Source organism: Shewanella marinintestina, assembly GCF_023283845.1.
Classification (GTDB): Bacteria; Pseudomonadota; Gammaproteobacteria; order Enterobacterales; family Shewanellaceae; genus Shewanella; species Shewanella marinintestina.
In genome coordinates, this window is record NZ_JAKILC010000024.1 from 23610 (window position 1) to 45795 (window position 22186).

Annotated in this window: 22 protein-coding genes; 16 read left to right on the forward strand and 6 right to left on the reverse strand. The window is 42.5% G+C overall.

The annotated features are described in order from the left end of the window. Positions 1-72 precede the first annotated feature (72 nt). A complete protein-coding gene (locus L2747_RS19605; RefSeq protein WP_249000665.1) occupies positions 73-2253 on the reverse strand; it encodes an OmcA/MtrC family decaheme c-type cytochrome in 2181 nt (726 codons plus the stop codon). Between the two features lie 424 nt (positions 2254-2677). On the opposite strand from L2747_RS19605, the gene L2747_RS19610 reads away from it, so the two are divergent. The 5 genes from L2747_RS19610 (at position 2678) to L2747_RS19630 (ending at position 6799) form a co-directional block, all read left to right on the forward strand. Continuing rightward, the gene (locus tag L2747_RS19610; protein WP_249000666.1) at positions 2678-3655 is read left to right on the forward strand and encodes a LysR family transcriptional regulator; all 978 of its coding nucleotides are present in this window, start codon (positions 2678-2680) and stop codon (positions 3653-3655) included. Further along, on the forward strand, positions 3639-4586 hold the full coding sequence (locus L2747_RS19615; RefSeq protein ID WP_249000667.1) for a LysR family transcriptional regulator: 948 nt from the start codon (positions 3639-3641) through the stop codon (positions 4584-4586). The genes L2747_RS19610 and L2747_RS19615 overlap by 17 nt, the downstream gene beginning before the upstream one ends. Before the next feature lie 221 nt (positions 4587-4807). Then, positions 4808-5794 (forward strand): tRNA dihydrouridine(20/20a) synthase DusA, encoded by a 987-nt coding sequence (gene dusA, locus L2747_RS19620; protein WP_249000668.1) that lies wholly within the window; start codon positions 4808-4810, stop codon positions 5792-5794. A 272-nt stretch (positions 5795-6066) separates the two neighbouring features. Next, on the forward strand, positions 6067-6375 hold the full coding sequence (locus L2747_RS19625; protein WP_220779047.1) for a hypothetical protein: 309 nt from the start codon (positions 6067-6069) through the stop codon (positions 6373-6375). Positions 6376-6595: 220 nt separating this feature from the next. Further along, a complete protein-coding gene (locus L2747_RS19630) occupies positions 6596-6799 on the forward strand; it encodes a PspC domain-containing protein (protein WP_249000669.1) in 204 nt (67 codons plus the stop codon). A gap of 170 nt (positions 6800-6969) precedes the next feature. Here the strand turns inward: L2747_RS19630 and L2747_RS19635 are convergent, their stop codons facing one another. Next, complete coding sequence (locus tag L2747_RS19635; RefSeq protein WP_249000670.1) at positions 6970-7707, reverse strand: enoyl-CoA hydratase-related protein; 738 nt, start codon at positions 7705-7707, stop codon at positions 6970-6972. 34 nt (positions 7708-7741) lie between these two features. Here L2747_RS19635 and L2747_RS19640 point away from each other — a divergent pair, with 34 nt between their 5' ends. From L2747_RS19640 to L2747_RS19650, 3 genes are read left to right on the forward strand one after another with little or no spacing between them, the layout of a single operon-like run. Continuing rightward, positions 7742-8221 (forward strand): copper chaperone PCu(A)C, encoded by a 480-nt coding sequence (locus tag L2747_RS19640; RefSeq protein ID WP_249000671.1) that lies wholly within the window; start codon positions 7742-7744, stop codon positions 8219-8221. Positions 8222-8233: 12 nt separating this feature from the next. Next, the gene (locus L2747_RS19645) at positions 8234-9205 is read left to right on the forward strand and encodes a DUF2333 family protein (protein WP_249000672.1); all 972 of its coding nucleotides are present in this window, start codon (positions 8234-8236) and stop codon (positions 9203-9205) included. A 2-nt stretch (positions 9206-9207) separates the two neighbouring features. Continuing rightward, on the forward strand, positions 9208-9945 hold the full coding sequence (locus tag L2747_RS19650) for a TIGR04219 family outer membrane beta-barrel protein (protein WP_220779061.1): 738 nt from the start codon (positions 9208-9210) through the stop codon (positions 9943-9945). Positions 9946-10060: 115 nt separating this feature from the next. Here the strand turns inward: L2747_RS19650 and tolC are convergent, their stop codons facing one another. Then, positions 10061-11365 carry an outer membrane channel protein TolC gene (gene tolC, locus L2747_RS19655; RefSeq protein WP_249000673.1) on the reverse strand — a complete coding sequence of 435 codons (1305 nt, stop codon included), beginning with the start codon at positions 11363-11365 and terminating at the stop codon, positions 10061-10063. A gap of 289 nt (positions 11366-11654) precedes the next feature. Here tolC and nudF point away from each other — a divergent pair, with 289 nt between their 5' ends. The 7 genes from nudF (at position 11655) to parC (ending at position 19622) form a co-directional block, all read left to right on the forward strand. Next, entirely contained in the window at positions 11655-12260 is a 606-nt protein-coding gene (gene nudF / locus L2747_RS19660; protein WP_220779063.1) for an ADP-ribose diphosphatase, read from the forward strand. Positions 12261-12333: 73 nt separating this feature from the next. Next, complete coding sequence (locus tag L2747_RS19665; protein ID WP_220779064.1) at positions 12334-12768, forward strand: DUF1249 domain-containing protein; 435 nt, start codon at positions 12334-12336, stop codon at positions 12766-12768. A 21-nt stretch (positions 12769-12789) separates the two neighbouring features. Next, positions 12790-13629, forward strand: a complete 840-nt coding sequence (gene cpdA / locus L2747_RS19670) for a 3',5'-cyclic-AMP phosphodiesterase (protein ID WP_249000674.1) — start codon at positions 12790-12792, stop codon at positions 13627-13629. A gap of 30 nt (positions 13630-13659) precedes the next feature. Further along, positions 13660-14232: a YqiA/YcfP family alpha/beta fold hydrolase gene (locus L2747_RS19675; protein ID WP_220779068.1), complete on the forward strand. Its 573-nt coding sequence runs from the start codon at positions 13660-13662 to the stop codon at positions 14230-14232. Between the two features lie 55 nt (positions 14233-14287). Continuing rightward, positions 14288-16174, forward strand: coding sequence for a DNA topoisomerase IV subunit B (parE, locus tag L2747_RS19680; RefSeq protein ID WP_220779072.1), 1887 nt, complete (start codon positions 14288-14290; stop codon positions 16172-16174). A gap of 38 nt (positions 16175-16212) precedes the next feature. Next, positions 16213-17355 carry a PQQ-dependent sugar dehydrogenase gene (locus tag L2747_RS19685; protein ID WP_249000675.1) on the forward strand — a complete coding sequence of 381 codons (1143 nt, stop codon included), beginning with the start codon at positions 16213-16215 and terminating at the stop codon, positions 17353-17355. Continuing rightward, positions 17355-19622, forward strand: a complete 2268-nt coding sequence (parC, locus tag L2747_RS19690; protein WP_249000676.1) for a DNA topoisomerase IV subunit A — start codon at positions 17355-17357, stop codon at positions 19620-19622. Before L2747_RS19685 ends, parC begins: the two co-directional genes overlap by 1 nt. An 82-nt stretch (positions 19623-19704) precedes the next feature. Here the strand turns inward: parC and L2747_RS19695 are convergent, their stop codons facing one another. Both L2747_RS19695 and L2747_RS19700 read right to left on the reverse strand, forming a co-directional pair. Continuing rightward, positions 19705-19896 carry a bacterioferritin-associated ferredoxin gene (locus L2747_RS19695; RefSeq protein WP_249000677.1) on the reverse strand — a complete coding sequence of 64 codons (192 nt, stop codon included), beginning with the start codon at positions 19894-19896 and terminating at the stop codon, positions 19705-19707. A 181-nt stretch (positions 19897-20077) separates the two neighbouring features. Further along, entirely contained in the window at positions 20078-21004 is a 927-nt protein-coding gene (locus L2747_RS19700) for a D-2-hydroxyacid dehydrogenase (RefSeq protein WP_249000678.1), read from the reverse strand. Positions 21005-21053: 49 nt separating this feature from the next. Between L2747_RS19700 and L2747_RS19705 the strand changes: the two genes are divergently transcribed. Then, a complete protein-coding gene (locus tag L2747_RS19705; RefSeq protein ID WP_249000679.1) occupies positions 21054-21398 on the forward strand; it encodes a DUF3392 domain-containing protein in 345 nt (114 codons plus the stop codon). A gap of 66 nt (positions 21399-21464) precedes the next feature. Here L2747_RS19705 and L2747_RS19710 read toward each other — a convergent pair whose 3' ends face one another. After that, positions 21465-22166 (reverse strand): glycerophosphodiester phosphodiesterase, encoded by a 702-nt coding sequence (locus tag L2747_RS19710; protein WP_249000680.1) that lies wholly within the window; start codon positions 22164-22166, stop codon positions 21465-21467. Positions 22167-22186: the final 20 nt, after the last annotated feature.

Here is a 22186-nt window from a genome sequence, read left to right on the forward strand (position 1 = left end):
TGACTTTTGCAGGGGATGGAACTTATTGAGGTGTTAGGGACTAATTACCACCTCAATTTCTTACATTACAAGTTATAAGCTAAAACCGTGATGCTCCATGACTTTCTCTGGACTATGGCAGGTCGCACAAGCTTCTTTAGCATCCTTAGCATTACCTGCGTCATTGACATCTACCATATGCTCTGCATCTTTATTAGCGCCAAAGTAACCGCCGTTGCTTCTCATATGTGACATAGCAGCATCTGACATGTACTTCTGGTGACAGCTCATACATGCGGCAACATCTGAAGAGGCATACCAAGTTTCAACCACTTCATCGGCGGCAGGTTTTTGGGTGCTAGGTATCGCGTGAGCTTGACCTGCGTTGCGACCAAGTTCGAAGCCATAATCTTTACCGCTCCAACCTTCGACTGCAGAGTGACAGGTAGTACAATCTGTTTTAAGGATTGTACCGCTGCCACCGTGGCCATTGTCGTGACCCTCAGCTTTGTGTGCTTTGTACATAAAGCTAGTCGATTTTAGTAATGCAACGCCATTGTCTGCCTCGCCATTACCTTTGAGGCTCTTGTCGTTAGTATGGCAAGCAATACAATTCACGCCGTTTGAGTCATGGTAGAACTCTTTGCTGTGACAGCTAAAACATGTCGCTTCATCAACGATAGCGCGTCTATCTGCAACCACTGCATCAGCGTCGCTGAGCACAGTGCGATAAGCGTCGGTTTGTACATAAGCGGGATAAGCATTATCAGCATCACATGAGGTGCGAATAGCGCTGCTTTCCTCAAAACAGACCTTAAGCACAGGTAGAACTTCTAAAGAGCGAGAAGTAATATCGCTTGGGAAGTTCATGCTAGCTACAACACTAACAGTATTATCTGGATTCCAAGTGGCTTTGGTGTCGTCTTTTAAGTCAATACGGCGCTCACTGTAAGGTGATTGGTTGTAATCAGGATAGTCTTTTTCAACGTCCCAGCTCACGACCATATATGGTTTGCTGTAGCCTTGCTTGTAAACTTCATCTTTGGCAACAAGTTCACCGTTGGCATCCATAATTTTAGCTTCGAACTGGATTTCATTTGCTGGAGAGATGCTGACTTTACTGACTTCAACTGTGTAAGTTTCAGCAGCTTCATAAGGCTTCTTATGATCAGTATGCACAGCAGCGCTGTGGCAATCAGTGCAGCTTAACGCTGGATTTTTATCTGACTTATGTTGTGCAGGTGAGTCGGTATGGCAACCCGAGCAGGCATTAGCGTTAGCATTTGCTAGCCATAGGTCTTTGTCCGCTAATGTTTCATCTTCAACGTGGCAAGTTGCACAATCCATAAATGGCTTAGTTGGGAATGCTGGATAGTCGAACGCGTGATCGCCGCCGTAGCCAGCGATGGTATAAGGCATAGGCACGACATTACCCTCAGCATCTTTTCCTTCGCGGTTTGGTCCCATGTGAATAGCGTGCACCATGTGTCCGAGCTCTACAGATACGGCATTCGGATCAGTCACTATACCGTTATGGCATGACTGACAGTTTTCCATATCTAAACGGCGTCCGCCGTGTGCTTTAAGGCTATCAGGCTGGTGGCAGGTATAACACGTTTCTAATGTCACTAGCTCTCGCGTCCCAAGTCCTTCGGTAGAATTTGTTGCAGGGATCCAATCGTAATGTGCGTTTTCTGCAAGCTCATGGCCAGAGGCATATTCAAATTGCATTTCAATGGCAATGCGTTGAGTTAAAGCTGGGTCAAAAACGACTCCTGCAGGGTCGGTTGCAGTGGTTAAGTTAGTGCTGAAAGTATAAGTGTAAGTGCCATCTTTATGGTCAACTAAGCATTCTGTACAATTTTTAATTTGTTCAAAACCTTGCTCAAAGGTGGTACCAGCGTCATTAGTGGCTTCGTTGAGCAGTGAAATCCACTGTTTTAGTTCAGAGTCTTGAGCTGTTTTGAGCTGTGCCAAAGAGAAGCGGAAGTCATGATATTCATTTTCTGCGCTTAAGCCATGTAGACCCACGCCTTGTTTATTTTCTAATTCAAAATCGACTGTAATAGTACCGTCGGCGTAGTTTGCATTTTTTATATTAGCAATGGCTTCATTTGCCATATCAATATGTAAACCTGAAGTACCAGGATCACCATCTCCACCTGGCTTACCATCTTCACCATTTTTCCCATCATCACCATCTGAACACCCAGAGATTAGTATTGCAGAGCTAATCAATAGGGCTAACGATGTTTTTCTTCTCATTATCATCATCATGCGTTCCTTAAAGATAACCATTCTTGGTTACCTAAATGTTATTGAGCTTACTTTTATGTTGATATGAGGTTGATCACCTTTGTTATGGTGTGCTTATTTAGTGGTATCTGCCGTATTGATCTTTAAGTTTACTTGTATATGTGGCTTTGGAGGGTTCCGTTAGTGTTTAGTGTTTTTGTTTTCGTGATTTGTAGTTGTATCTTGTTGTTTTTAATTGCTGGAAATGTAAATTTCAAATTTTGCAAATCTGAAAAAGAGAACTGCTGGTCGTTTTAAATACAGTGCTTAAGTCACAGTACTGAGTAATGGCTAATATACGGCTCACGAAAATAGAGGTGGTCGGTACCTAAGCTCTAAAGATTGGGTTAGATTATTTACTAATAGTTTAAGAAGAAGTTGTAGGAGTATTATTTGAGGGAAAATGAATAAGTTAAGTACTAATAACCTGTTCGATATCCAAGTATTTGTGCTCTTGTATGAATCACTCAATGCAACTACGGTAAGCCAAAACCTAGGCGTGCCTAGCTCTAAAGTCAGTCGCAGCTTAAAATCGTTGCGACATTCGCTAAACGCATCGCTGTTTGTGCGTAAGCAACAAGGCTTTGAAAGAAGCGAATTAGCCGACGATATTTATCCTAAAATGAAGCGTATTGTTGAGTTAGCTAAATTGTGTGAGCAAGCCGATACGTATAGCCAGCCAGAACGAAAAAGGGAACTGGTGATCGCTTGTCCTTCTTCTTTATCATTAAATCTACTGCATGCTTTGCAGCAAACTGCACTCGAGCAAGAGCAAAGCTTTCTCTTTCATTTAAAATCTTGTAGCAGCAATACTGTTGATTTATTGAAGCAGCAACATGTTGATATCGCTGTCACTTGCAGCGCATATAATACTGAGCAGATATCATCTAATTTAATCACACATTCAGATGCCTATGTGCTAGTAGCAAGGTGTGAACACCCTTTATTCGATGGCGATGAATCTATAGGTATTGCCGAAATATGTGCATATCCCTACATCAGTTTTTCAAGCAATGAACTTTACGATGTTGTCGACCCATTAGCATCTTACGCCTTAGATACGCAACGTAGTTTAGATATGGTGCTGAAGGTGTGTTTTCTGGCTGACTTGATGCTTGAGCTGGAGAAGAGTGATGCAGTGGCATTGCTCAATCATAATGATGCGATTAAGTTTCTTTGCCAGCGTGGCAATATCGCTGCAGTAAAATTAACTGATGACTTGAGTTCACAGATAAATCAGCGCAGTGGACAGAATCATTACTATTTAACTCAAATGCGCAATGATAGAAGCTATCCTGATTGGATCGGAGATCAAATCCAGCAATATATTAAGGCCAATGTGATCGCTAGAGCAGGAGGTCACAATGAAAAAGTTATCTAGTATCAACTTAAGCAGCATTGAAATCTTCTGTCAGCTATATCTTAAAAATAGCACTACAGATGCCGCTACCAGTTTAGGTTTATCTCAGCCTAAAGTGAGTCGAGCATTGAATGGGTTGAGGGATGTATTTGATGACCCATTGTTTGTCCGTAAAAATAATAAGTTGGTTGCAACAGAGCTCACTCACGTTTTATATGATGGTTTTTCTGAGATCCTGTCGTGTGTGAATGCTATTGAGAGTGATGCGCTAGATAACTCTAATATACCGGACTCCTCAATGGTTATCAGTACTGTTCCTCAGTTAGAAATAGGATTAGCACAGCAAGTTATTCTAGAGGCACGCAACAGTATTAATCCTAATATTGCTATTTCAACTCAAGCTTGGTCAGACGCGAGTGAGCAGCAGTTAATTGATGGTGATATTGATGCGGTTATTTGTTTTCAGCATTCGACTAGAAAAGAGCTGTTATCAAAATCAATTATTCAACACCGAGGCGGGCACCTGATTGCTCGTGAAGGGCACCCTATTTGGCAAGACCCGAGTATCAACCACATGATTGAATACCCAGTGGTAAAACTCGTGACTATGCCATTCCCTGCCAATAAGTCGCCTATTGGCGTTTATGCTTTGGCACAAGGCAAGCCAATGCAGATTTACGCAACCGCCCCCGATTTAGGCAGTGCAGCGAGCAGCTTGTTAAATTCAGATGCTTTGATGATAGTTGGCGTGCAAGGCGCTGTAGATTTTCTAACTAACATAACAGGCTTATGCGCCAGAAAGATGGAATACGCAGAGGACAAATGCTTGCTGCAAGGATTTTCTCATCCTACCGTTTACTTGTGGCTAAAGCGCTCATTAGATGGCAAAGTGCTAGCGCCTTTGTGGCTGCAACAAAGCTTAGAGTCTTATATTATTAAGGCTCACAAGTAGGGTAGCGATTAGCTGTAGAACTAAACAGTACTCCAAGGCTTTCTACTCTCACCTGATGTAGTGCTATAATGCGCGATTATTGCACTTCGCCGATTTTATCTTCCTTTCGTAAAGATATAGCCAGCCTTTTTGAAAGGCTTAGGTAAAGAGTCAGGCATTTTTCAAATAGACAGTTACGCAACGGGCGAATTTGTCTTTATTTTAAGTTGGATAATTAGTTTATGTCAGTAAGACCAATCAATCGCACATTCTCAATCGCACCCATGCTGGATTGGACCGATAGGCATTATCGCTATTTTGCCCGCCTAATGTCTTCGCAAACATTGTTATATACAGAGATGGTCACTACCGGTGCGATTTTGCATGGTCGTGGTGATTACCTTGCTTATAATCAAGAAGAGCATCCATTAGCATTACAACTTGGCGGATCTAACCCGACTGATTTAGCGGCTTGTGCCAAGTTAGCTGCTGAGCGTGGTTATGATGAGGTTAACTTAAACGTAGGTTGTCCATCAGATCGAGTACAAAACGGCCGCTTTGGTGCATGCTTAATGGCTGAGCCTGAGTTAGTCGCTGAGTGTGTCTCTGCGATGAAGCAGGTGGTTGATATCCCTGTTACTGTAAAAACACGTATTGGCATCGATGAGCAAGATAGCTATGAGTTTTTGACTCAGCTTATTGATACTGTCCATGCTGCAGGTTGTGAAGAATTTACTATTCATGCCCGTAAAGCATGGCTGCAAGGTTTGAGTCCGAAAGAAAACCGTGAGATCCCACCGCTAGATTATGAACGTGTATATCAGCTTAAGCGTGATTACCCTGGGCTAAACATTTCAATTAACGGTGGCGTAAAGACGCTGGACGAATGTAAAACACACTTGCAGCAGCTTGATGGTGTGATGGTTGGCCGTGAAGCTTATCAAAATCCCTATATTATCGCTGAGGTAGATCAGCAGTTGTGTGGCATTGATGCACCCATTCTTAGCCGTGATGAAGTGCTAGAAAAGTTGTTACCTTATATTGAGGCTCACCTGAAGCAAGGTGGTCGCCTTAATCATATCTCTCGCCATATTATCGGCCTTTATCAAGGTGAGGTTGGCTCACGTATATGGCGCCGCTATATCAGCGAAAATGCGCATAAACAAGGCGCTGGTATAGAGGTTATCACTCAAGCTCGTGCAGCGATGGACGATATCGTTAGCTTGTAATCTGCTCCATTTAGTGAAATTCACCAGTGCTTGGTGAGTTTCACTACTATCTCTTGTTGTTCAAATATCCTTCAATTCAATTCCACTCTAAAATCTCTCCACTTTTTGTTTTTTTATTTAATATTTTTAGCTAGTTACAGTTTACATTCAAAGTTGGCACGCTGCTTGTATTAACCTATATGTAATTAAGAAATGTGTAATTAAGAACCCTGTGAATCAGACCTCTTTAATGCACATACATACAATTAAGTTAACTCGAAAAGGAAGCCATTATGTTTAATTCAACTGTATCTAAAACCATTAAAGCGTCTTTACTAACAGCGGTAATCTTAGGCGTAAGCGCAACAGCTCAAGCAGATAACTCGCTTATCTCTGATGTTGCTAGCAACATCGAGCAGAATATCTCTTCACAGATGCAAGAGATGATGAGCAAAGCACAAACGGAATTGAGTCTTTCTATTCAATCACAAATGTCTGAAATGATGTTTGATATGGACTCTGAGCAAGAGCTGGCAAATAAGCAAGGCGCTGCTACGCTAAATGAGCAACCGCTAGTAACGACTGCGGTAAGTAAGGACTAATTATGTGGTTCTTTGCTCAATTTATCGCATTATTATTATTGCCCGTTATTAGCCTAGTGATGTTTGCATGTTTAATTTGTTCGCTAGAGTGGCACAAATTAGAAGACTAAATTAGAAGACTGGATTTCCAGTCCGAGTTTGAAACCTAAATAAAAGACTAAAATGACGAGTTGCAAAGTTAGCGTTGAAGTCTATTAGAGACAACGAAAGGGAGTTTAAAATGAACAGTTTTGTTGAACGCTTAAAAGATTCTCGCTCAATCGTATGTGGTGTTACCGCTGCAATGGCTGATAAATTTGAGTGGTCTTGCATGTGGACCCGAGTGGTATGTGCAGTAGCAATTTTCTGTAATCCAGCAATGGGATTGCTCACCTATTTTGTATTAGCCTTAGTGCTACCAAAATGGCAAAACCATGTTAATTAGCCGCTTTGATTAATGCTTCAGAGGAATTTTAGATGAGAGTGCTAACCACCTTGAAAAACATCGCCTCAAGCCATTATCAAACGCATACAACTAGTGTGGTGATAATACTAATGAAACGCGGATGCTGAAACCAATAACGAGCATCCGCATTTTGGTAACCGAAAACTAGATTAACGTTTTAAAAATGCCGAAAATCGAGCTTTAGCTTCGTCACTGGCAAGTCTTGCCTCAAACTCAATCAGTTCTTTTTCCATCTGCGCACGCACTTCTTCTCTGTTGTAGCGGATCAGTTTTTTTGTAGATTGCAACGAGATTGGCGGTAAAGCCGCTAATTGATGAGCACGTTGTAAGGCATATTCAAAAATAGTCTCACTTTCTATAATGTCGTTAATCATTCCGTAAGCATGAGCTTGGCTGGCATTGAAGCTTTCACCTAACATGAGTAGCTCACTGGCTTTTGTTTGGCCAACGACTTGCGGCAATAACAGGCTAGCCCCTGCTTCAGGCACTAATGCTAGCTGGACAAATGGTAATTGAAACTTTGCGCTGTTGTCAGCATAAACTAAATCACAATGCAGTAGCATAGTTGTGCCTATGCCGACAGCTGCACCAGTGACTGCAGCTACCACAGGTTTTTTTAAATCGAGTAGGCAAAACAAGAATCTAAAAGCTGGATGATCAGACCCTAAGCTACTATTTTGTAAAAAGTCAGCGACATCATTGCCGGAAGTAAAGCACTCTGCTTGTCCGCGAAACATAAAGGCTCGAATTTCGTTGTCCGACTCGCCTTGGATAAGGTATTCTGTTAGCTGTGTATACATTTGTAGGTTAAGCGCATTGCGTTTATCCGGGCGATTAAACGTAATGACCCTTACGCCATTATCGTCACTAACTTGAATCGTGCTCATTCGTTATGTCCTCATTCTGCGAATTGGGTTTTACATGGAGTTTATGACATTGAAGCTAATATTCAAACAACTGTTTAACATCGGCCTGTTGAGTTGCCTTTCGTTCACCACTATGGCGCAAGTCGTACTGGTAGATGGATATGTACGTGCTATGCCGGCAACAGTGCCTAACAGTGCTGCCTACATCACGATTGAGAACCATGGAGATGCAACTCGGTTAGTAGCGGTGGATGCTCCTTTTGCCACTGAAGCACAATTACACACCCTTATTGAAGAAAACGGCATGATTAAAATGCGCCAAGTGGAGGGCTTTGACATAGACTCTCATGGTAGCCTTGTGCTGTCTGAATCGGGTAACCACATTATGTTGATGGGCTTGAAGCAACCATTGGTTATCGACTCTAACGTTAAGCTTTTATTGAAGTTTGCTAACGGCTCTGAGCAAGAAATTAGCTTGCCGGTTAAGAAACAAGTTGAGCAAAGCGACGATGCTCATCATCATCACCACCATTAAGGAATGAGTACAATGCAATTGACATGGAAAAAAGTCTTAGCTGCTCTTATTGCAGTTTGCTTTATTGGTTATCTTATTAGTGTGTGGTGGAGTGTTGAGCCAGACCCTATTGAACAGAATGTTTATAGCCAAGAAAATAGCCGTAATGTAGTTGGTTATGCCACAACCACCTCATTGATTTTGACTGTGGAAGCGCTATTGAATAAGTCTGGCGGTTGGCTGTCTAATGATGTTACGCCACCGTCAATCTTTATGGATAATATGCCTGCATTTGAGTTTGGTGCGATTGAACAAGCGCGAGATCTCGCGTTAATCATGCGTAAAGAGTTTAGTCGTTCGCAATCACAATCTACAGCTGATAAAGACCTGCTTGCAGCCCATTCTAAGTTGAATATCGAACATACTAGTTGGCTAGTACCCAGTGCTGAAAGTGAATATGAAGACGCTATTAAGCTATTGAAGCTATATCGCGCTCGTATGATGGCTACAGAAAACCCAGATGCGCAGTTTTATGCTCGCGCCGATAACCTCAATGAGTGGCTTAAAGAGGTGCAAAAGCGTTTAGGTAGTATGTCGCAGCGTCTTTCCGCAAGTGTAGGCCAAGACAGATTGAATACCGACCTATCAGGTGATAGCGCGGCTAGACAGTCAACGCCTGGCTACAATGCACAGCAAATTAAAACTAGTTGGTGGAAGATTGATGACGTGTTTTATGAAACTCGTGGTGCGACATGGGCACTACTGAATTTCATGAAAGCTGTTGAAGTTGATTTTGCTGATGTTTTAAAAAAGAAAAATGCTCAAGTAAGTCTGCGTCAGATTATTCGTGAGCTAGAAGAAACACAACAGCCTGTTTGGAGCCCAATGATCCTAAACGGTTCAGGCTTTGGGGTTGTGGCTAATCACTCGTTGGTGATGGCAAATTATATCTCCCGCGCAAATGCTGCGGTTATCGATTTAACTAACTTATTGACTCAAGGTTAACTATGAAAAAGACGTTATTGGCGTGTGCACTATTAGGTTCATTAGTAGGCACTTCAGCCCAAGCTGCTACAGTTGTCGGTTTTAAAGTCGGCGGCGATTACTGGAAAGCTGATACTAATGGTACTTTTGCTGAGCGCGGTAAATCACAGCAAGAGTTTAACTATGATTCATCTTCTCAAGGTAGCATCTGGGTTGCAGTTGAGCATCCAATTCCGCTAGTGCCAAATGTTAAGATTAGACAAAACAGCTTAGAAGCTGATGGCAAAATGAGTGATGCTGACTTTAACTTCAATGGCCATGATTTCCAAGGCAATGTGAATGCGACTTCAGATCTAAGCAATACTGACTTCGTACTTTACTACGAGATTTTAGATAACGATATCGTAGCACTTGATCTAGGTGCGGCTTATAAGAAGATGGATGGTAAGTTCCGCGTAGCTGATGCTGGCCACCCTGAAACTAAAAATATCGATAGCGGTATTGTTATGGGTTATATCGACGCACAAGTTGGTGTTCCAGGTTTAGGCCTTTACGGTTTTGCTGACATAATGATGGGTGTTGATGAGTCTAGTGTTTATGATTATTCATTAGGACTAGGTTGGAATTTTGATGGTACGGCATTAGATTACCGTATCCGCGCTGGTTACCGTGACTTTAAGTTTGACGTAAATGGTTTTGATGGCGTAACAGCGGATATGCAGTTTAAAGGTTACTTTGCTGGTGTTGAACTCGTATTCTAAGCTAATTATCTCTTCTGTTGTCGCGGTTCAATGAGCTGTAGCGATAAGATTATAAGAATATTAGCCCATAAAAAAACCGCCATTTGGCGGTTTTTTTATGTTTTAACAAGCAGGCTTAGTTTGTTATTGGAGCAACAAGGCCATTGTTAATTGATGCGATATCATCTTCATTCAATGTCCCCGCAGCTTGCTTAAGCGCTAGGATTGAATTGATATAGCCATAACGCGCATCAGATAGTTTACGCTTTGAATCGTAAAGGTCACGAGTACGGTTTAATACATCAACAATAGTACGTGTACCGACTTCAAAACCAGCTTGAGTTGCTTTAAGCGCACTCTCTGAAGAGATTACAGACTGCTCATAAGCGCGGATTGAGCTGATAGAAGCGCCAACGTTGTTAAAGTTATTACGTACATCTTTAACCACTTTTCGGTGCGTCTGTTCTAGCTTCTCGCTTGCTTCAACATATTGGTACTGAGCTTGATTAACTTTTGAAGACACCTTGAAACCTTCAAAAATAGGAATACTTAGTGTTACGCCAATTGTGCCATTGTCGAAGTCGTTACCAGGCTCTTGCTCTATGCCTTTATTGTAACCTGCATTTAAGCTAAGTGATGGCATGTGGCCAGCTTTATAAAGGGTAATTGTTTCTTCAGCGATGTCTTTACCAATACGTGTTGTCATTAGATCAACACTGTTGGTTTCTGCCATTTTTATCCAGTCTGTTGAAGACGCTGGAGCAACAGCAGATGCAGAGAAACGATTGGTATCCAGAATATTGATGTTCTTATGATCAATGCCTGTGATTTCACGCAGTGCTTCGTAGCTATTTGCTAGGGTGTTTTCAGCCAAAATTTCAGTCGCATTAGCTAAGTCATATTGAGCTTGTGCTTCATGTACGTCGGTAATTGCTGTAAGGCCCACTGCAAAGCGTTGTTTAGTCTGCTCAAGCTGACGCTCAATTGCACGCTTTTCAGAGCCTTGGAACTCGTAGTTGTCCTTGGCTGTTAGTACGTCAAAATAAGCGTTGGTTACGCGAATAATAAGGTTTTGTAGCGCTGATGCGTATGCAGAGTCTGCTTGAGATGCTGCTTTTTCAGCAAGGCTTAAACCAACCCATGCACTGTGGTCGTAAATTACCTGATTTAAGGTTACGCCACCGACAATACCGCTTGAATCTTCGCTTGGGTCATTCCATGCTTTGTCGTAACCAACATTAGCACTGATTGTTGGTAGTAGTGGAGCACGGTTTTCTTCAATCTGTTCGTACAGAGCATCACGTTGAGCTTTAGCTTGAAGCGCAACAGGATCACTCGTCAATGCTTGTTGATATATTTGAAGAAGGTCATCGGCATGAGCAACTTGCGCTGTCGCTGCAAGGGTCAGTGCGGCACATAGAGAACGGATCTTGAATTTCATTTGCTGTCCTTTTAGACAAAATTCCCCATTGAGGAGCGAATTTAACTTGTTATGTTTAGCTTTGCCTTACATATAATAAAAAGTAAGGCGGTTTGCGCTTCCCGACGCTTCCCAATACATCTAAACTTAGTGGGTTAAATATTAAAAACCTACAAATTCTAAGTCAACTCAGAAGTGTAACAGTTTTTGATGCTTATGATTAGTACTGCATGCATCATAGTATTAATATTTTTATTTGACTTTATTGTGGCATAAATACCTTTATAAACAAGTATGTTTAGGACAAGAAATGAACAGCACCTTCAAGCGTGATGATGTAGAGCTATTGAGCAAGAAACCTTTGTATAAAGGCTTCTTTAAAATGGAAGAGTATCGCTTCAAGCATAGGCTGTTTGCTGGTGGCTGGAGTGATGTTGTCACGCGTGAAGTGTTTGAACGTGGTAATGCCGTGGTTGTTTTACCTTATGATCCTGTTATGGACCAAGTCGTATTAATAGAACAAATTCGCATTCCTGTACTTGAAAACGCAAAAACACCTTGGTTATTAGAATTAGTGGCCGGAATGATCGATAATGGGCAGACATCAATGGATGTCGCTCATAGGGAACTACTTGAGGAAACGGGATTAACCGCAAAAAGTGTTACTCAAGTTAATCAATACTTTTCTAGCCCTGGCGGCACAAGTGAGCGTTTTGATTTTTATTGGGCTAACGTAACAGCAGCTGATGCTGATGGTGTGCATGGACTTGCTGATGAGCATGAAGATATACGTGTGCATGTTGTTAGTCGTGAGCAAGCTTATCAAATGGTCGTAGATGGTCAAATAGACAATGCGTCAACCGTGATTGGACTTCTTTGGTTGCAACTTAATTATCAAAATATCGTCAAACAATAGGGTTAACTGCATCAAGCGGTTACTTTCATTGTTCTTATTCAATACATTTATATAGATAGCGTTGGTTTAATTTGTGTCATATGTCACTTTAGCGAAAAAGAATAAGTATCAGCCTAATGTCAGCCAGTTTCTGGCACTTTGTGGGCGTAATTATATGCATATTCAAAGATGGCTGACTTTAGAGCCAAGTGAAGGCTCACAGTGGCGAGTGAAAGGTGAGTTTGGTCAGTTAGATGTGCAGTTGCTGGAAAATACTAAATATACTCAGTTAGTGCAGATCTCACGCTGCGTAGGTAACCATGAGTTAGTGTCAACACCTAAAGTCTCTGTACGCATTTATCATGATGCTAAATTAGCAGAAGTGTTAACTAGTCAACAGATTTACCAATTGCGACCAGTGTATGATTATCCAAATATGCATATGCATCATCGGGATGAAAAGTACCAAGTCAATGCTTTTCTAGAAGAGTTATTGAAGATTGATAACTTAACTAAATTTGTCAGTTGATCTGATTATTGGGTAACTAATTTGCTAAAAGCAGCTATCTCTTATTCAATTTCTGAAGCTAAGAGTGTGAGAATTGTGCAAGTCACAGATCCTCACCTGTTTGCTGATCCTGAAGCACAGCTACTTGGTGTCAATACTGCTCAAAGTCTAGGCGCAGTGTTAAACACTATCTCTGCGGTTAACTATCCTGCGCACTTTATGCTAGCGACAGGCGATATAAGTCAAGATTACTCTATTGAGTCGTATCATAACTTTGTTAATGCTATTAAGCCTTTAGATATGCCGTGTCATTACCTGCCGGGGAATCATGACGACCCTCGCATCATGAATCTGCACATGCAAGGCTCGCAGGTATTTGGGCAGAAGCGCATTTTAGCCGGTAATTGGCAAATCATTATGTTGGACTCTACGGTACGAGGACGCCCTGGTGGGCATATGTCTGAAGCTGAGCTAGCACTTATTGAAAATGCGATTGCAGAAGAGCCTAATCGTCATACGCTTTTAGTTATGCATCATAATCCAGTTTTAGCAGGCTGTACTTGGCTTGATCAACACTGCATGGATAATGGTGAAACCTTTATTGCCCAAGTTGCGCAATACTCACAAGTAAAAGGGTTACTTTGGGGGCATATCCATCAAAATGTCGAAACAGAACATTTTGGTCCCCATGGAGCAATTAAGCTGATGGCTACGCCATCAACATGTATTCAGTTCAAACCTAAGTCGCCTTATTTTGCACTCGATGCGTTGCAACCGGGATACCGTTTGCTGGAGCTCAAATCCGATGGTAGCATTCTAACCAATGTTTACCGGGTACCGGGTGAGAACTTCTCACCAGATAAAGATGCAGGCGGTTATTAGTAGCTAAGATACGCCGCAGTGTGAGGAAATATGCTGCTATACATACATGGATTTAATAGTTCGCCTTTGTCAGATAAAGGTTTGGTTACCGCCAGCTATATCGCGGAACATCATCCTCAGCTCCCATTTTTTCAGCCACAATTGCCCAGCGAACCGCTTGAGGCGATGGCACTGCTAATCGATATTGTAGAAAAAGCGCAAGCTGAAGGTGAGCCGCTGACTTATATTGGTTCTTCATTAGGCGGATATTTCGCAAGTTATTTAGCCGAAACTTACGGTGGACGCGCAGTTTTAGTTAATCCTGCAGTAAAACCTTTCGAACTATTTGATGAATTCATTGGCACTCAGTACAATCCCTACACGGATGAAACCTACCAAGTCGTTGCCGAACATAAACACGACGTCGGGCGCTACAATACGCCCGCAATATTAAATCCTGATCGCTTTTATGTACTGTTACAAACAGGCGATGAAGTGCTCGACTACAAACAGGCCGTGCAGAAATATCACTGTTGTAAGCTGTTAATAGAACCCGATGGCGACCATAGTTTTATCGGTTATAAAGACCAACTTGCTTCTATCTGTGAATATCTGTTTTCTTGACAAATAGACCCGTAGGGCCGCAACATGGCCTGAATAACAAAATAATATGTGTGCCATGACAAACCAATACACCTCAGATGCTATTGAAGTCCTAAATGGACTTGACCCTGTAAAACGTCGCCCCGGTATGTATACCGATACTTCGCGCCCGAACCATTTAGGACAGGAAGTCATAGATAATAGTGTCGATGAGGCATTAGCAGGGCACGCGAGTCGAATCGACGTAATTTTACATGCCGACAACTCTTTGGAAGTTATCGATGACGGCCGTGGTATGCCGGTTGATATCCACCCTGAAGAGGGGATCCCCGGTGTAGAGCTTATTTTAACTAAGCTGCATGCAGGTGGAAAGTTCTCTAATAAAAACTACCAATTCTCTGGTGGTCTTCACGGTGTTGGTATTTCGGTGGTTAACGCGCTTTCAAGCCGTGTTGAAATCACTGTTAGACGTAATGCTGAAGTCTATGAAATGGCTTTTGAGCATGGTGAAAAGGTTGAAGACCTGCACGTTACTGGTACATGTGGCCGCCGTAATACTGGTACAAGTGTACATTTTTGGCCTGATGCAAGCTATTTTGATTCCGGCAACTTCTCTATAACTAAACTGGTTTACCTATTAAAAGCTAAGGCTGTACTTTGCCCTGGTCTGCGCATTAAATTTGTTAATAAGCAAACCAATGAAACCCAAGAATGGTTTTATGAAAGTGGCTTAGAAGATTACCTTAGAACATCAATTAAGGGCGTGCCAACACTTCCGGAAGTGCCATTTGTAGGCAGTTTTGCGGGAAATTTAGAAGCCGCCGACTGGGCGATAACTTGGCTACCTGAAGGTGGTGAATACCTTAACGAAAGTTATGTAAACCTTATTCCTACCCCACTGGGTGGTACTCATGTTAACGGTTTTAGACAAGGTTTACTCGAGTCTATGCGTGAGTTTTGTGAGTTTAGAAACCTAGTGCCTCGCGGTATCAAGTTAACGCCAGAAGATATTTGGGATCGCTGTACCTTTATCTTATCGATTAAGATGCAAGATCCACAGTTTGCCGGTCAAACGAAAGAAAAGCTTTCTAGTAGGCAGTGTGCTGCATTTGTCTCGGGGATTGTTCGCGATGCATTTAGCTTGTGGCTAAATACCAATACTGAGCAAGCAGAAGCCTTAGCAGACATGTGTATTAATAATGCACAAAAGCGTTTGAAAGCGGCTAAGAAAGTGGCGCGTAAGCGTATTACTTCTGGACCAGCGTTACCTGGAAAACTGACCGATTGTAGTGGTCAAGATCCTATGCGTGGCGAACTATTCTTGGTGGAGGGTGACTCTGCGGGAGGCAGTGCTAAGCAGGCTCGTGATCGTGAGTTCCAAGCGATTATGCCGCTACGTGGTAAGATTTTGAATACGTGGGAAGTCGATGCTTCTCAAGTGTTGGCTTCGCAAGAAGTACATGATATCTCGGTTGCGATTGGTTGCGATCCTGATAGTGCTGATATTTCAGAATTACGTTATGGAAAAATTTGTATTCTTGCCGATGCAGACTCGGATGGTCTGCATATTGCGACCTTGTTATGTGCACTATTTATGAAGCACTACAAGGTATTAGTGGAGCAAGGACATATTTATGTGGCTATGCCACCTCTGTTCCGTATCGATATCGGTAAAGAAGTATTCTACGCCTTAGATGAGGCTGAGAAAGACGGCATTCTTGATAGAATTGCCGCAGAAAAGCGGAAAGGAAAAGTCCAAGTAACACGATTCAAGGGATTGGGTGAGATGAATCCGCTACAACTGCGTGAAACAACGATGGATCCAAATACACGTCGACTAGTGCAATTAACCATAGATGATGCTGATGACACTATGGCTCTTATGGATATGTTACTCGCCAAGAAGCGTTCTGGGGACAGAAAAACTTGGTTAGAAACAAAGGGTGATCTCGCCCAGCTCTAATCGGCAGTTTGTGATTATAATCAGACAAAAGAATAATAATGACGTTTGAAAACTATCGAAATCAAATAGCTGTTGGGATATCGCTACTTTGCGCCCATTTTGTTTTTAGTTGCAGTGCATTGGCCGCAGAGCCAATGATGATCACTGTTTCTAAAGGTTTTGGCTTAAGCTTATATGCTTCTAATCTCGGCGACGCGAAACAGCTCGCCGTTGGTGATAATGGCACTTTGTTTGTTGGCTCTTTCCGAGATGGCACAATTACAGCCTTGGTTGATGTCGATAACGATGGACGAGTAGATAAGCGTTATGTGATAGCCAAAGGTCTAGATTACCCTGAAGCTATCGCGTTTAACGACGGCTCGTTATACGTTGCTGAAGATGACCGCATCTTACGTTTTAATCAAATTGAGTCGCGCTTAAAACGTCCTGGACGGCCTAAAGAGGTTTACAATCGCTTACCTGGCAACAGTAAAAAAAGCCGCAGGGCGATGCATTTCGGCCCTGATGGACGCCTTTATATTGCCATTGGTGCACCCTGTAATGTGTGTGAGTCTGAAGCGCCTTATAGCAGTATTATTGCGATAAACGTTAAAACAGGCGCTACAGAGCAAGTTGCAAGCGGTGTTAGAAAGGTCGTTGCGTTCGACTGGTCTGTGGATAATAACCAACTCTGGTTTGCTGATCTTGGCCGAGACTGGATGGGCGACAATTTACCGCCTGACGAAATCAATAAGGTTGAGTTAACTGGCAGTCATTATGGGTTTCCTTATATTCACGCCACAGACATCGTTGAACCTGCATACGATAAGCCTAAAAACCTAAAGGTCGTTGCTCCAAATTATGAGTTACCAGCACACGTAGGTGCTAAAGGGATGCATTTCTACCGTGGTAGTCAATTTCCTGAGCGCTATCATAATCAAATGTTTGTTGCTGAAAATGGCTCTTGGAACCGCTCAAGTAAAGTGGGCTATCAAGTTGTTATGCTAGAGATCCAAGAAGGCGATGTAATAAAGCGCAGTACAGTAGTTAGCTTTTTAGACGGTGAATTCCCCGTCGCAAGACCATATTCATTGGTCACAGCACCCGATGGTGCCATGTATATATCTGATGATTTAAAAGGCAACGTTTACCGTTTGTTTTATAAAGAGTCAGCAAAGAATCAGTCACAGGATAATGATTAATGAGTGATGCGATAGATTTAAGCCTTGATGGCGTTGAGCAAATGCCTCTCCGCCGCTTCACGGAAGAGGCATATCTGAACTATTCCATGTACGTCATCATGGACCGAGCGTTGCCGCATATTGGTGATGGGCTCAAACCGGTTCAGAGACGTATTGTCTACGCCATGAGTGAGCTTGGCTTATCTGCTCAATCTAAGCATAAGAAATCGGCGCGTACCGTTGGTGATGTATTAGGTAAATATCATCCCCATGGTGATAGTGCTTGTTATGAAGCTATGGTGTTGATGGCGCAGCCATTCTCGTATCGTTATCCACTCGTTGATGGCCAAGGTAACTGGGGAGCGCCGGATGATCCTAAGTCGTTTGCGGCAATGCGTTATACCGAAGCGAGACTGTCTAAGTTTTCAGAGGTTCTGCTAAGTGAGCTTGGTCAAGGCACTGTTGATTGGGGCGTGAACTTTGACGGTACCATGAAAGAGCCACTGGTTCTGCCTGCTCGTTTACCACATATCTTACTCAATGGTATCACTGGTATTGCTGTTGGTATGGCTACCGATGTACCTCCACATAACGTTAAAGAGCTCGTAGGGGCGTGTGTTGAGTTATTGGATAATCCAAAAGCCGATTTAGCGCGCATGATGGAGTTTATTCCAGGCCCTGATTATCCGACTGAAGCAGAAATTATTACTCCAGCTGCCGATATCACTAAAATCTATCAAACAGGCCGTGGTTCAATTAAAGCGCGTGCTGTTTACACCGTTGAAAATGGTGAAGTGGTGATTACCGCGCTGCCGCATCAGGCAAGTAGCGGTAAGATTTTAGAGCAAATTGCTAATCAAATGCAGGCGAAGAAGTTACCTATGGTAACCGATTTACGTGATGAGTCTGATCACGAAAGCCCTGTACGCATGGTGATTGTGCCGCGCTCGAATCGTGTTGATTGCGATCAGATGATGGCGCATCTATTTGCAACTACTGATTTAGAAAAGAGCTACCGCGTTAACCTGAACGTACTCGGTTTAAATGGTCGTCCGCAAGTCAAAGGTTTGCTCCAACTGTTAACCGAATGGCTTGAGTTTAGAATGACTACGGTTAAGCGTCGTCTAGAATATCGCTTAGATAAGGTATTATCGCGCTTACATATTTTAGATGCGTTAATGATAGCGTTTTTGAATATCGATGAAGTGATTGAGATCATTCGTTATAACGACGATCCCAAAGCTGAGTTGATTAAGCGTTTCGATTTATCTGATAAACAAGCCGATGCGATCTTAGATCTTAAATTGCGTCACTTAGCTAAACTTGAAGAGTTTAAGATTAAGTCTGAGCAAAGTGAGCTTGAAGCTGAGCGCGATAAGTTAGAGTTATTGTTAAGCTCTGAACGTCGAATGAAAACGCTTATTAAGAAAGAACTTATCCGTGATGGTGAAGATTACGGTGATGAGCGTCGCTCGCCTTTGGTTGAGCGCAGCGAATCACGAGCGCTAACCGAGCAAGAGCTAGTACCGGCAGAATCGGTGACCGTTGTGCTTTCTGAAAAAGGCTGGGTGCGCAGCGCTAAAGGTCATGACGTAGATGGTCAGAACCTGTCATATAAATCAGGTGATAGCTTCTTACGTTCTGCGCAAGGGCGCAGTAATCAGCCAAGTGTGTTTATTGACACATCGGGTAGGGCATTTGCCACTGAAACCCATACTCTACCATCTGCCCGATCCCAAGGTGAGCCTATCACTACTCGCTTTAATTTAGCGCCTGGTGCGACGATGGAGCATGTCTTGCTGTCTGATGAGGAGCAATGCTACTTATTAGCCTCTGATGCTGGCTACGGCTTTATTTGCGCCAATAAAGACATGGTGTCGCGTAACAAGGCGGGTAAAGCACTTCTGAGTCTACCAACTAATGCAAAAGTGTTATTGCCAAGAAAAGTCGATCAATCAAAACCGAGTTCGATTTTGGCCATTACCAACGAAGGTAGAATGTTGTTGTTTTCACTTGATGCATTGCCGCAGCTATCTAAAGGTAAAGGCAACAAGATCATCGGTATTCCTACTGAGCGCGCTAAAAATCGAGAAGAATGGTTGCTGCACTTGAATGTGATCCCTGAAGATATGTCTGTCACCTTGTGGGCAGGTAAACGTAAGCTAACCCTTAAACCGAGTGACCTAGAGCATTATCGAGGTGAGCGTGGTCGTCGTGGTGCTAAATTGCCGCGAGGACTACAGCGTGTCGATAGCGTTGAGCTTGGTGACGGTGAACCCGTCGTTTAACGAGCTATCTTAGCAATAAAAAATGCAGCCATTAGGCTGCATTTTTTATTGGGTCAGATTTGGCTAGTTATACTTATTGGTATTAAGCCACTTCATAAAAGTTGGGTTCGATATCAACTTGTCTTTGGATGATCTGGGTTGCCATTTTGGCACATTTACCACATTGGTCCGCAACACCAAGACGTTTTTTAACGTCGGCAAGTGACATATCACCTTGTCTAACTGCTTCTTTGATTTGCGTATCAGTAATTGCGTGACAAAGACAAACGTACATTAAATATCATCTCTAAATCGAATATAGCCGAAGTATAAATGAAAATAATTCTCAATGCTAATAGCGGCTAGATATAATTATGACGTATTTGGTTGCTACTCGTTATTAAAAAGCGTGCCTACATCACATTACTATTGAGGTTGCAGGCAGCTTCATAGAAAAGTTTATACTAAGTCTTAGCCTAATAGCCGCGCTCAAAGTGGACTCTATGAGATAACTTTTCGCCTTTTATCCACTTGTGAAAGTTTTCAGAAAAGATCTCTACTACTTGCTCTGGAAAGCTAGGAGCTGCGATATGCGGCGTAATGATGACATTATCTAGTGACCAAATAGGGTGATCGTCAGGTAATGGTTCTTGGTTGAACACATCTAAAATCGCTTGCTGTTCTGTGTGAGTGACAAGCTGTTGATAGAGAGCGTCGAGATCGAGTACGTCTCCGCGGCCAAGGTTAAATAGCACAACTTCGTCCTTTAATAGTGACAAGGTTTGCGGGTTGAGTGCACCTTTGGTTTCTGGTGTGCTTGGTAAGATGCTAGCAACGGCATCTGCTCGGGGGAGGTAGTGGGTTAGGTTTGCCAATGTGTCGACTTCATCAAAGCCTCTTGTGGGCTTAGCGCCACGATTAATCCCAATAACATGCATCCCAAAGTGCTTGGCTGTTTGAGCGATATGCTTAGCAATAGAGCCTGTACCTAACAAGAGTAAGGTTTGGCCTTGAAGCGTTTTAAAACTACCAGGTAACCAAACTTTCTGATCTTGTTGGGTTTTATATTTTTTATGATCACGTTGATAGGCTAGTAGGTAACCAAATAGGTACTCGCTCATAAGTGGACCAAAAATTCCTCTAACATTGGTGAGCTCATAATCTTTTCTTTGTCTAGGTTTTACGAGTGCATCGACACCTGCAAAGGTCGATTGCATCCACTTTAAATTAGCGGCATGGGGTAATAATGGTGCGGCTAGCTTAGGCTCAGCTAGCCAGATATCGGCATTAAAAATACCTTGAGGATCATCGTCCAAAATAATGGTGTTTGGCAGATGGCATGAGTTTAACAGTTGGCGATAACGCTCATTTTCTCTGGTGAGTAAGAGTAACTTGTGTCCCATACTAACTCCCTATATCCTACATTTATCTATGTTTTTATGTACTTAATAAATGGCGAATCTAATATCTAACCTAATTGAATTTTTGAACTATTTAGGGGCGTTTATTTACCCTTGGTTGACAGAAGTCGCTACTGCAATTGTAGCCTGCTTGCTTGTCGTGTTTGGTGCTGACATCAATCGTTTCTTACGTCGTTATTTTGCAGGACGCTCTTTTTTGCTACGAACCTTGATTTTCATTATTGTGAACGCGTTTGGTTACGGGCTGATTATTATCCATTTAAGCCCATTGTTAGCGCAGTATATGGCAAAAGTACCGACCCATTGGTTGTTTGTATTGGTTGTTGCTGTTTTCTTCTTTATCGGAAGCTGGGCGCAGCGCAATAGGCAAGTCTAACCACTATGTAAGCTACTAATTTAAGTCTAGTTTATTTTACTCGCTTTATACAGTACGCGTGTTTTGCTATTTACTTAATTGCGCTAAATGCTGCAGTGCTCGGTCGGGATAGTTAGTAAAAATACCATCTACGCCCATCTGTTTTAGCATATCAAGATCATCTAGATTGTCTACGGTGTAAACATACACTTTGGCGCCTCTTTTGTGAGCGTCATCCACCATTTCTTGGGTGGTGAAACTAAGACCTAAATGAATAGAATACGCATTGAGTTGGCTAACGACACCAGCCAATTCTAGTGGGATGCCTTCGATTAATGGAGCAACATGTGCATCTGAATATCGCTGTTTTAAGCCCGCAAGAAAAGGGTGATTAAACGATGACATTAGCAGCTTATTGTTATCGTATTCTAGTTCGTTGATAAGTTTAGGATAAAGCGCTACAAAAGCATCAAGGCAAGCAAGCCCTTTTAGTTCAATGTTAACTAAGGTGTTGTGGGGCTTAAGCAAAGTAAGTACTTGCCACAAGGTTGGGATTTGCTCCCCCCCAATTGTTAACTGGCTTATAGCTGCTTTACTGTATTGCTCTATTAAGCCGTGTCCGGAGCTTTTAGGCTCAAGACGTCGGTCGTGAAATACATAGAGCTCATCTTCAACGAGGTGAATATCAAGCTCAACCGCAGTTGCGCCGAGCTCAATAGCTTTGGCGAAAGCGGCGAGAGTATTTTCAGCAATATAACCACTGGCACCGCGGTGAGCAAATATCTTCATAGCAGTTTTTATACTCTCTA